The 10,754-nt window shown below is 68.6% G+C and carries 9 protein-coding genes, 1 tRNA gene and 1 pseudogene; 8 read left to right on the forward strand and 3 right to left on the reverse strand.

Annotated elements, in window-relative coordinates; all coding sequences use genetic code 11:
• Positions 1–22 precede the first annotated feature (22 nt).
• The 4 genes from FVE89_RS27760 to FVE89_RS27775 all read left to right on the forward strand — a co-directional run bounded on the left by FVE89_RS27760 (position 23) and on the right by FVE89_RS27775 (position 4,418).
• On the forward strand, positions 23–880 hold the full coding sequence (locus FVE89_RS27760) for a D-amino-acid transaminase (RefSeq protein WP_161393363.1): 858 nt from the start codon (positions 23–25) through the stop codon (positions 878–880).
• Between the two features lie 97 nt (positions 881–977).
• Positions 978–1,310: a hypothetical protein gene (locus tag FVE89_RS27765; RefSeq protein ID WP_161393364.1), complete on the forward strand. Its 333-nt coding sequence runs from the start codon at positions 978–980 to the stop codon at positions 1,308–1,310.
• A 143-nt stretch (positions 1,311–1,453) separates the two neighbouring features.
• Positions 1,454–2,746, forward strand: a complete 1,293-nt coding sequence (locus tag FVE89_RS27770; protein ID WP_161393365.1) for an adenylosuccinate synthase — start codon at positions 1,454–1,456, stop codon at positions 2,744–2,746.
• Positions 2,747–3,026: 280 nt separating this feature from the next.
• Entirely contained in the window at positions 3,027–4,418 is a 1,392-nt protein-coding gene (locus FVE89_RS27775; protein WP_161393366.1) for a histidine kinase, read from the forward strand.
• 48 nt (positions 4,419–4,466) lie between these two features.
• On the opposite strand, the gene rpoH is transcribed toward FVE89_RS27775, so the two are convergent.
• A complete protein-coding gene (gene rpoH, locus FVE89_RS27780) occupies positions 4,467–5,360 on the reverse strand; it encodes an RNA polymerase sigma factor RpoH (protein ID WP_161393367.1) in 894 nt (297 codons plus the stop codon).
• A gap of 234 nt (positions 5,361–5,594) precedes the next feature.
• Positions 5,595–6,599 (reverse strand): RluA family pseudouridine synthase, encoded by a 1,005-nt coding sequence (locus tag FVE89_RS27785; RefSeq protein WP_342389848.1) that lies wholly within the window; start codon positions 6,597–6,599, stop codon positions 5,595–5,597.
• A gap of 91 nt (positions 6,600–6,690) precedes the next feature.
• Between FVE89_RS27785 and FVE89_RS27790 the strand changes: the two genes are divergently transcribed.
• Positions 6,691–6,766: transfer RNA gene (locus tag FVE89_RS27790), tRNA-Glu, on the forward strand.
• A 557-nt stretch (positions 6,767–7,323) separates the two neighbouring features.
• On the opposite strand, the gene FVE89_RS27795 is transcribed toward FVE89_RS27790, so the two are convergent.
• Entirely contained in the window at positions 7,324–8,001 is a 678-nt protein-coding gene (locus tag FVE89_RS27795) for a sigma-70 family RNA polymerase sigma factor (protein ID WP_342389849.1), read from the reverse strand.
• 212 nt (positions 8,002–8,213) lie between these two features.
• Here FVE89_RS27795 and FVE89_RS27800 point away from each other — a divergent pair, with 212 nt between their 5' ends.
• The 3 genes and pseudogenes from FVE89_RS27800 to FVE89_RS27810 all read left to right on the forward strand — a co-directional run.
• Positions 8,214–9,671 (forward strand): helix-turn-helix transcriptional regulator, encoded by a 1,458-nt coding sequence (locus tag FVE89_RS27800; protein WP_161393370.1) that lies wholly within the window; start codon positions 8,214–8,216, stop codon positions 9,669–9,671.
• Positions 9,672–9,920: 249 nt separating this feature from the next.
• The gene (locus FVE89_RS27805; RefSeq protein WP_161393371.1) at positions 9,921–10,268 is read left to right on the forward strand and encodes a CsbD family protein; all 348 of its coding nucleotides are present in this window, start codon (positions 9,921–9,923) and stop codon (positions 10,266–10,268) included.
• Between the two features lie 41 nt (positions 10,269–10,309).
• Positions 10,310–10,754: pseudogene (locus FVE89_RS27810) on the forward strand (PhnA-like protein); the annotation flags it as partial.

The raw sequence follows: 10,754 nt of genomic DNA on the forward strand, positions 1-10,754 counted from the left end.
GACGAACACAGGAAGGCTGCCCGTGACCGCTCCCCGCACCGTCTACCTCAACGGCGAATTCCTCCCCTTCGAGCAGGCCCGCGTGCCGATCATGGACCGCGGCTTCCTGTTCGCTGACGGGATCTACGAAGTCTCGGCGATCCTCGACGGGAAGCTCGTCGACAATGCCGCCCACCTCGCCCGCCTCGACCGGTCGCTCGGCGAGATCAGCATCCGGAACCCGCACGACGCGGCCGGCTGGGAGCGGTTGCAGACGGAGCTGGTCGCCCGCAACGGCGTCACCGAGGGCCTCGTCTACATGCAGGTGACACGCGGCGTGGCCGAACGCGACTTCGCCTTCCCGAAGGGCGATGTCGCGCCGACCGTCATGATGTTCACCCAGGCCAAGACCGTGCTGGCCAACCCGCTGGCCGAGACCGGCGCCCGGGTGATCACCGTGGAGGATCTCCGCTGGAAGCGCCGGGACATCAAGTCGGTGGCCCTGCTGGCGCAGGTGCTCGCCAAGCAGCAGGCCGCCGAGGCCGGAGTCGCCGAGGCCTGGATGGTCGAGGATGGCGCGGTGACCGAGGGATCCTCGTCCACCGCGTTCATCGTCAGCCGCGAGCGCGTGCTCGTCACCCGGCCGCTCTCGACCGCCCTGCTGCCCGGCATCACCCGCGCTTCGGTGCTGCGCCTCGCCCAGGAAGCCGACCTGCGGATCGAGGAGCGGCTGATCACCGTCGCGGAGGCCTACGAGGCTCAAGAGGCGTTCTACACCAGCGCCTCGGCCTTCGTGATGCCGGTGATCGAGATCGACAACCGCGCGATCGGCGAGGGCCGTCCCGGCCCGCTCACCCGGCGCCTGCGCGAGCTCTATATCGCGGCCGCGCGACAGGGCTGAGCTGCCCGCGCCGACGCCTGGATGCGGCTCCGTCCCGGAACGGATGCCGCCTCCGGCTGTTCCTCCCCGAAATCCAAGCCACGAGGGGAGAGGTATCGTGCCGAAGACACTGCTGTTTGCCGCGCTGGCCGCGGCCCTGCTGGCGGGTCCCGCCTCCGCGCAGAATCCCGATGCGCCATTGAAGGGCCGCGACGCCGATCCGGCCCTGCCGCCGCCAACCCAGACGCCGGCCGAGCGCGTGCGGCCGAGCCCGGATGCGCCGCCGAAAGATCAGTCGCTCAGCGACAAGCTCCAGCAGAACGACGGCGTCATCAAGCCACCGGCCAATGGAACGACGGGAACGGTCGTGAAACCCGATCAGTCCGGCTCCATGCCGGTGATCAAGCCCAACGAACTGCCCGGGCGCGCGCCGGGCACGGAGGCGAAGTAGCCGGCCGGAATCCGGTTGCCGGGGCATTATGCGGGCGGATTGCTTGATTTCGCTGCCCGGATCGCGGAAACGGCTGACGACGTGCGCCGCCTGCACCCGTGGGTGGCGCCGTCCCGGTTTCCGTCGCGGGTAAGCAGGCAGACATGGCCAACGTCGTCGTTGTGGGCGCCCAGTGGGGCGACGAGGGCAAGGGGAAGATCGTCGACTGGCTCTCCGAGCAGGCCGACATCGTCGTCCGCTTCCAGGGCGGGCACAATGCCGGCCATACGCTGGTCATCGACGGCGTCACCTACAAGCTGGCGCTGCTGCCCTCCGGCGTGGTGCGCGGCGGCAAGCTCTCGGTGATCGGCAACGGCGTGGTCGTCGACCCCTGGCACCTCGTCGATGAGATCGAACGCATCAAGGCGCAGGGCGTCGAGGTCTCGCCCGCCTCGCTGCGAATCGCCGACAACGCCACGCTGATCCTCCCGCTGCACCGCGAGCTCGACCATTTCCGCGAGACCGCCAATGCCGGCCTCAAGATCGGCACCACCAAGCGCGGCATCGGGCCGGCCTACGAGGACAAGGTCGGGCGCCGGGCGATCCGCGTGGTCGACCTCGCCGATCCGGAGGCGCTGCCCGCCAAGATCGAGCGGGTGCTGACCCACCACAACGCCCTGCGGCGCGGCCTCGGGATCGACGAGGTGAACGCCGAGGCGCTGCTCGCCGAGTTAAAGGCCATCGCCCCGAAGATCCTGCCGTATGCCGACACCGTCTGGGCGCTGCTCGACGAGGAGCGCCGGGCTGGCAAGCGCATCCTGTTCGAGGGCGCGCAGGGCGCGCTGCTCGATGTCGATCATGGCACCTACCCGTTCGTCACCTCGTCCAACATCGTAGCCGCGCAGGCCGCGACGGGCTCGGGCCTCGGCCCGGGGGCGATCGGCTACGTGCTCGGCATCGCCAAGGCCTACACCACCCGGGTGGGGGAGGGGCCGTTCCCGACCGAGCTGTTCGACGAGATCGGCGAGACCATCGGCAGCCGCGGGCGCGAGTTCGGCGTCAATACCGGGCGCAAGCGCCGCTGCGGCTGGTTCGACGCCGTGCTGGTGCGCCAGACGGTGCGGACCTCCGGCATCCACGGGATCGCGCTGACCAAGCTCGATATCCTCGACGGGTTCGAGGAGATCCGCGTCTGCACCGGCTATAGGCTGGACGGCAAGCCGATCGACCACCTCCCGGCGAGCCAGGCCGCGCAGGGCCGGGTCGAGCCGGTCTACGAGGTGATCCCGGGCTGGTCGGAGACCACGGCGGGCGCCCGGTCCTGGGCCGATCTGCCGGCACAGGCGATCAAGTACGTGCGTCGGATCGAGGAACTGATCGGCGCCCCCGTGGCGCTGCTCTCGACGTCGCCCGAGCGCGACGACACGATCCTCATGCACAATCCCTTCGAGGACTGACGCTTCGGACGCTAGCGCGTTGACGACGCACCCTTTTGGCCATTCCGCCCATATCCACGCCGCGCCGGCGTGAACTAGAACGAGGACGCTGCGCGACGCCCGGCTTTGCGGCGGATGCGCAGCGACGGAAGGACCGGCGATCGGCCGCGGCCGCGCGCAGTCGGGACACGACATCACCGGCCGGGGGCCGCGACCGATCCTGCCGGAACGGCCGCATCCCTCGGCTCCCGGCCATCGACCGGCGCGCCGGCCGGCGGCCATAGGGGCGGATCAGGGGCACATGGCCGATTACTACCCGCTTCTGGCGCGCGCGCTCGACGCGCTGCCGGATCGAACGCCCGCCCTGCGCAAGGCGGTCTACGACCGCGCGCGCAACGCCCTGATCAGTCAGCTCCGATCCCTCGACCCGCCGCTGTCCGAGGCCGATATCGATCTCGAACGTCGAGCCCTGGATGCCGCCATCGAGCGGTTGGAGGTGGATCACGGCGGACTTCCGGCGCCGGCCAACGATGCCGCGCTGGCAGCCAACCCGGCGCCGAGCGCAGCGGCGGTCGTGCCGGAGCCGTCCCCGCCCAAGCCGGCCGTCGCCGAGCCTGCGCTTCCCCCTGCCAATCCGCCCTTCGCGGCGCGCTACGAGCCGCCGGTGGTCACGCCGGAACCCGAAGCCGAGCCGCGCGAGGCGCCGATTCCGATCGCCCCGCCGCGACCGGGTCCACCCCAGCCGGCCGCCGCAGAGGCGAGCGCGGCGGCCGAGGAGCCCCTTCCGCCGGCGGAGGATCCCGATCTCGCGGCGGCGGCGATGGAGGGCGGCAACGGCCGCCAACGCCCGCGCATCGAGGTGGTGCCGCCGCGGACCGGTCGCTCCCGATTGCTGCGCAACGTTTTCGTCGGCGGCATGCTGGCCGTTGTGATCGCCATGATCGCCGTCGCAGCCTTCCTGCTCCGGGATCGACCCCAGGGCCTCCCGTCGAGCGGAACCGAAACGGCTGATACCCAGCAGCCGGAAGCGGAGAGCAAGTTCGGCGACCGCGTCGGCGGAGATGCCGTAACGCCCCCGCGCGCCGCGCCCCGTACCGACAGCGCAGCGCCACCGCGTGCCGCGACCCCATCGACGGAGCCGACGGTCTCGGTGGCACAGCGGGCCGAACTGATCGAGGAGGTCGTAGGCGCCGACAACGCGCAGCCGGCGCTCCTGCCGGGCCGGGTGACGTGGAAGCTGGATACGGTCAATGGCGGTCAGGGGCAGCCGCTGCAGGATGCCGTCGTCGCCACCGTGATGATCCCGGATGCCGGGCTCACCCTGGTCATGACGATCCAGCGCAATCTCGATACGACCCTGCCGGCGTCCCATACCGTCAATCTCGTGTTCAACGAGACGGCGGGCGGGGGCGGTCGCACGATCCAGGATGTCGGTCTGCTTCAGGCCAAGGACGACCAGAATGCCCGCGGTTCGCCGGTCTCCGGACTTCCGGTCCGCGTACGCGACAACCTGTTCCTCATCGGCCTGTCGTCGCTGCCGAACGATGTCGAGCGCAATACGGACCTGCTGCTCCACAAGAACTGGTTCGATCTCGCGTTGCGCTACACGTCCGGCAAGCGCGCGGTCCTGACCTTCGAAAAGGGGTCCACGGGGGCCCAGGTGATGCAGAACGCCTTCGCGGCTTGGCAGTGATGACCGGACGTCCGGCGAGCGCTCGTTGAAAGCGCCCGCCCTCCGGCGTCAGCGGGCTTCGATGCCCGTCCGGGGCAGTTCGCGGCTGGCGATGTTGCGCTTGACCGCCTCCTGCACCTTCTCGAAGGCCCGGACCTCGATCTGCCGCACGCGCTCGCGCGAGACGCCGAACTCGCCCGAGAGATCCTCCAGCGTGATCGGATCCTCGGCGAGGCGCCGGGCCTCGAAGATCCGGCGCTCGCGCGGGTTCAGCACGCCCAGGGCGTCCCGCAGGGCCGAGAGGCGATTCTGACCCTCCTGCTCACGCGCCAGCACGGTTTCCTGGCTCGGTGAATTGTCGACCAGCCAGTCCTGCCATTCACCCTCGCCCTCCTCACGCAGGGGCGCATTGAGCGACGTGTCGCCGGACAGGCGGCGATTCATGTCGATCACGTCCTGCTCGGGCACGCCGAGGCGGGTGGCGATCTGCTTCACCTGATCGGGCTTGAGATCACCCTCGTCGAGCGCCGAGATCCGGCCCTTGGCCTTGCGCAGGTTGAAGAACAGCTTCTTCTGGTTGGCCGTGGTGCCCATCTTCACCAGCGACCACGAGCGCAGGATGTATTCCTGAATGGCGGCCTTGATCCACCACATGGCGTAGGTGGCGAGCCGGAATCCCTTATCGGGATCGAAGCGCTTGACCGCCTGCATCAGGCCGACATTGCCCTCGGACACGACCTCGCCGATCGGCAGGCCGTAGCCGCGATAGCCCATGGCGATCTTGGCGACGAGGCGCAGGTGCGACGTCACGAGGCGGTGCGCGGCTTCACGGTCACCGGCGTCCCGCCAAGCCTTGGCCAGCGTGAACTCCTCCGTCGGCTCCAGCATCGGGAACTTGCGGATCTCATCGAGGTAGCGCGACAGCCCACCTTCGTTGGCGAGCACGGGCAGCGTACCGGCCATGGCATTCTCCTGGATTCAGTCCCCCTGGCGGGCGGACGCGACGGGCAACAGTGCCGTCCACTCGGGCCGCTCTTGAGCCGACCCTGCCGGCCACCTATCTCGTATAGGTCACCGGGAGCCGATCGCGATCGAGGACACCCACGTCGTCTTCAACGCGCCACCGGCCAAATCGGTTTGTACCATGGCACGAAGTGACGCGGTACGGAGTGACCTTTCGCACGCCGCCGGACCCGGTTACAGGGCTCGATCGTCCGGTCCACCCGCGCGCAGCGTCGTCACCAGCCTGTTCAAATCCGCCGGCAAGGGGCTCTCGAATCGAAGGGCCACGCCGGTCCGTGGATGGCTGAAGCCGAGCAATGCGGCGTGAAGCGCCTGCCGCCCGAGGGCCGACAGGGCGGCCCGCGCGTCCGGAGCAAGGCGCGCGGCCTTGGTGCGAAACCCGCCGCCATAGACCGGGTCGCCCAGCAGCGGATGGCCGCAATGCGCCATGTGCACGCGGATCTGGTGTGTCCGCCCCGTCTCCAGCCGGCATTGGACCAGGGCGGCGTCCGGATAGGCTTCCAGGACGGCGTAATGCGTGACGGCATGGCGCCCGGATGCATCCGAGACCACGGCGATCTTCTCGCGATGGAAGCGGGAGCGGGCCAGATTGGCGCGGATCGTTCCGGTACGGGGCTGGGGTAGGCCCCAGACCAAGGCCGCATAGGCGCGCTCCAGCGGTCCGGTACGGCCGTGATCGGCGAACTGGGCGGTCAGCCCCTGATGCGCGGCATCGTTCTTGGCGACGACGATCAGGCCGCTCGTGTCCTTGTCGAGGCGGTGGACGATACCGGGCCGCCGCACGCCGCCGATCCCCGAAAGGCTCGTGCCGCAATGAGCGATCAGGGCGTTCACGAGGGTGCCGCTCTCGTGCCCGGGTGCCGGGTGAACCACCAGCCCGGCGGGCTTGTCGATGACGATCAGGTCTTCGTCCTCGTAGACGATCGGCAGGTCCGTGGCCTCGGCCACCGGCTCCGCCGGAATCGGCGGCGGCAGAGCCAGCAGGATGCGGGCGCCGGCGCTCACCTTCGAGGCCGGATCGAGCGTTGCGATACCGTCACGGCGCACGTGCCCCTCACGGATGAGATCCTGCAATCGGGCACGCGACAGATCCGGGAACAGGGCCACCAATGCGCGGTCGAGCCGTAGGCCGCCTTCGGCGACGATACCGACACGCTCCTCGATCTTGTTGTTCACCACGACTCCGTTTCGCTTCGCCGACGCAAATTTCCCCGGAAGGCCCTTGCTCCTTCGGCGGGTCGTGGCTATAGCACCCCCGCGCCGCCGGAAAGCTCCCATCGTCTAGCGGTCTAGGACGTCGCCCTCTCACGGCGAAAACAGGGGTTCGATTCCCCTTGGGAGCGCCATCTCTCTTCAGATGAATGTTCTTGCGCAGCAAGGGCGTCGCCATCAGTCAGCATAGCGATCGGATGCCGAAGTCGATCTCGGCAACCGGGTGCGCTTATCCGGGCGCGCGACCAGCGTCCAGGGCGTGAGCGCGTTGAGCTGTCCCGCGCACGCCCAACGGACGGCGCGGCGCCCGCAGAGGCGCGAGTTGAGGCTGCGTTCCCCTTGGTCGTGCGCATCGTGTCCGTGATGCGACGCGATCGGGAACAGCATTGTGGACCAAGATCGCTTCAGGCCTGCAGATCCGAACCGGCCGGGTCGCCGGAGGGAACGTCCGAACCTGCGTCGGGCCGGCCGGAGCCCGGCATGCTGTCGATCGGGGCCGAAGGTTCATCGGTGCCAAGGGGAGGCTCGCGGGGCGGCGGTGCTGGCTCATGAGACCCGTCGCTGCCTGGCACCGCGTCGGCAAGGACAGCGGCTTGCTGGTGGAAGCCGGCTCCTGGATCACCCCACGCGCCTCGGGCAGACAACGATGGCGTGATGGCTGGCGTCCAAAGGGGTGGTGGGTCAACAGACGTCACGCGGAGGCGCCGATTTCCTGGATCAGGCGGTCGCGGGCCCGGCTGACACGGCTCTTGACGGTCCCGGCCGGGCAGCCGATCACAAGGGCCGCGGCCTCGTAGGGCAGGCCATCGACGGCGACCAGCATCAGGGCCTCCCGGTGTACGGGTTCGAGCCGGCCGATCGCGGCCTGCAGCTCGCGCAGGCGCAGCGTATCGTCCTGTCGTGCCGGTTCCGAAAGGCTTGCCGCGTGCAGGCCCTCGGGATCGGGCACCTCGCGACTCCGCTTGCGCCGCCCGTTGATGAACGTGTTGCGCAGGATCGTAAACAGCCACGCCGCGAGATTGGTCCCGTGCTGGAAGCGGTCACGATGCTCCCAGGCCCTCAAAAGCGTGAACTGCACCAGATCGTCGGCCTCATTGCCGTCGAACGTCAGCGACAGCGCATAGCGGCGTAGCCGCGGCACCAGGACGATCAGGTCATCCTTGAAGGCATTCGGAAGCTGCCGATCGGCATCGGCCGCATCCAGCGCCCTGGAGAGACGTCCCAGCACCGCACCAAGGGGCGAGCTCGGATCAATCGGTACAACTTCTGGATAGTATTGGCGCAGCCTCGTCCCGAGCTCGGTATGGACAAAAGCGTGAATGGGGTCGCCGCCGTCAGCCTTTGGGCGCAGTTCGTCGACGGGTCGCACGTCAGGATTACCGGCTGCCGTTGATGGTTCGCGCCTCTGCTGGACATTTCCACGTCTGCAGAGATGGCTACTTATCATTGGTCCTTATCGACGACGTCAATGATGCGGGTATACCAGTGAAAAGCGCCTCGTCACTGGAACCGCATTGCGCGCAACCCGTTTGAGCCGGGGCGCTGAACAGGCGGCGCGGATCATAGGGAACCGGATCGGCCGTGACGGTGGGCGTGGACAGGCATGAACTCCGGCAGATCATCGCCGGCCTGAGTGAGGGCGTGATTCTGGTCGAGCCCGATCAGACCATCGCGTATGCCAATGAGGCCGCCCTGGCGATGCACGGCGTCGAGAGCCTCGACGAGCTCGGCCAGACGGTGGACGCGTACCGCGATCGCTTCTCGCTGCGCTACCGCAACCACAACAAGCCCAACCATTATCCGATCGAGCGCGTCGTCAACGGCGAGACCTTCCACGACGTCGTGGTCGAGGTGAGGCGCGCCGACCGGCCCGAGCGGGATTTCATCCATTCCCTGCGCAGCTTGGTCGCCACCGACCGCGACGGCAATCCGAGCTGTCTGGCGCTGATCCTCAAGGACGTGTCCGATCAGTTCGAGGCGGAGGAACGCTTCGAGGCGACCTTCAACGCCAACCCGGCGCCAGCGATCATCACGCGGCTCTCCGACCTGCGCCACGTCAAGGTCAATCACGGCTTCCTGGAGATGACGGGGTTCACCCGGGATGCCGTGATCGGCCGCAGCGTCTACGAACTCGACGTTCTGTCCAATGCGCGCAACCGCGACTTGGCGGTCTCCCGGCTGCATGAGGGCGGGACGATCCCACAGATGGAAGCCTGCCTCGACCTCCCCGACGGGGGCTCGCGCTTCGTGATCGTGGCCGGCCAGCCGATCGAGCTGGGTGATGCGCCGTGCATGCTGTTCACCTTCGCCGACCTTGAGTTGCGCCGGAAGGCCGAAACCGCCCTCCGTCAGAGCGAGGCGCGCTTCGCCACGGCGTTCCGCATGACGCCGGTGCCGACCGTGCTGGCGCGGGCGCGGGACTTCTCCGTCACCGGCGTCAACGAAGCTTTTGGCCGCGTGTTCGGCCTCAATGAGGATCAGATCGTCGGGCGTCGCCTTGATGAGGCTGGTCTGTGGATCAAGGATGCGCAGCGGGCGGGCTTCGAGGCGGCGATGGCCGCGAGCGGCTTCGTGCTCGGTGTCGAGGTATGTCTGCGCCACCAGAGCGGGGCCGCCCTCGACTGTCTGGTCTCGGCAGAGCGCATCACCATCGACGAAGCAGAGTTCGTCCTGATGGTGCTGCAGGACATCACCGACCGCAAGCACAGCGAGCGCGAACTGTTCGATGCGATCGAGGCGGTGATGGCCGATACCTCGTGGTTCAGCCGCGGATTGATCGAGAAGCTGGCCAACCTGCGCCGCCCGGGGCGGGAGAGCGCGGACGGATCGATGCCGGGTCTGACGGTGCGCGAGCGGCAGATCCTGAATCTGATCTGCTCCGGCCTGGGCGATGACGCGATCGCGCGCAAGCTGAATCTGTCGCGGAACACGGTGCGTAACCACGGCGCCGCGCTCTACCGCAAGCTCGGCATCCATAAGCGCAGTGAGGCCGTGATCTGGGGCCGAGAGAACGGCTTTCCACTGAGCGCTCACGAGTGAAAATTACCATCATACCGGTACAAACCGATCATTGATTGGCTGGTTCGGCGGTACATCTTCGGCGCAGCGGGCGTGATCTCATCGGAGACGGGCCGTCGACGGCGCGGAACGCGAACCGCGGTACGGCAGATCACCCGGAGGCGTCCCAATAGCGACGCCAAGCCGAGATGCGTGGTCGGGTCCCGCGCGACGAGCATACGGCAGTCCGCGCGCTGCCGATGGACGAGATGGGCAAAACGGGAGGACGACATGGTCGATACGGATCGGATCACGGGGGCTGCGAAGGAACTGGGTGGCAAGGTCCAGGGCGCGATCGGTGACCTCACCGGTTCGCACCGCCATTCGGCGGAGGGACGCATCCGTCAGGTCCAGGGGGCTGCAGAGAACATCTACGGGCAGACGAAGGATGGCGTCCGCGACGCGGCCGATGCAGCCTACGACTTCGCCGAGGACACCTACGAGCGCGGCGGCCGGGCCCTGCGCCGCGGCACCCGCGAGGTGAGCCATCAGGTCTCCGACTACCCGCTCGCTTCGCTGCTGATCGCCGGCGCCGTCGGCTTCGGTCTGGGCCTGCTGGTCAGCGCCCGTCGCGACTGAGCCCCTTCACCCTCGGACGATTCCTGACCTGGAGAAAGCGCGTGCCCCCCATCCAAACCGTTGCGACCCCCCATGCCGCCGAGGCGCTCGGCGATACCCGCGCCGTTCTGCTGAACCACGTATCCTGGGGCGCGATCTTCGCCGGTGCGGCGACGGCGCTGGTGACGCAGGTGATCGTCAACCTCGTCGGTGTGGGGGTGGGGCTGGCCTCGGTCGGCACCACGGCCGCCGACAACCCCTCGGCCTCGACCGTCTCGCTCGGCGCGGGCCTCTGGTTCGTCGCCTCGGGCCTCGTCGCCTCGCTGGCCGGCGGCCTGATCGCCGGCCGCCTCTCGGGCAAGCCCCTGCCGGGCGCGGCCGCGCTCCACGGGCTGGTCTCCTGGGCGGTCACCACGCTCGTGGTGCTCTACCTGCTGACCTCGGCGGCCAGCGGGCTGGTCGGCGGCACGCTCAGCACGGTCTCGGGCGTGCTGGGCGGCGCGAGCA

Origin of the sequence: Methylobacterium sp. 2A, from assembly GCF_009806555.1 — a bacterium.
GTDB lineage: Bacteria > Pseudomonadota > Alphaproteobacteria > Rhizobiales > Beijerinckiaceae > Methylobacterium.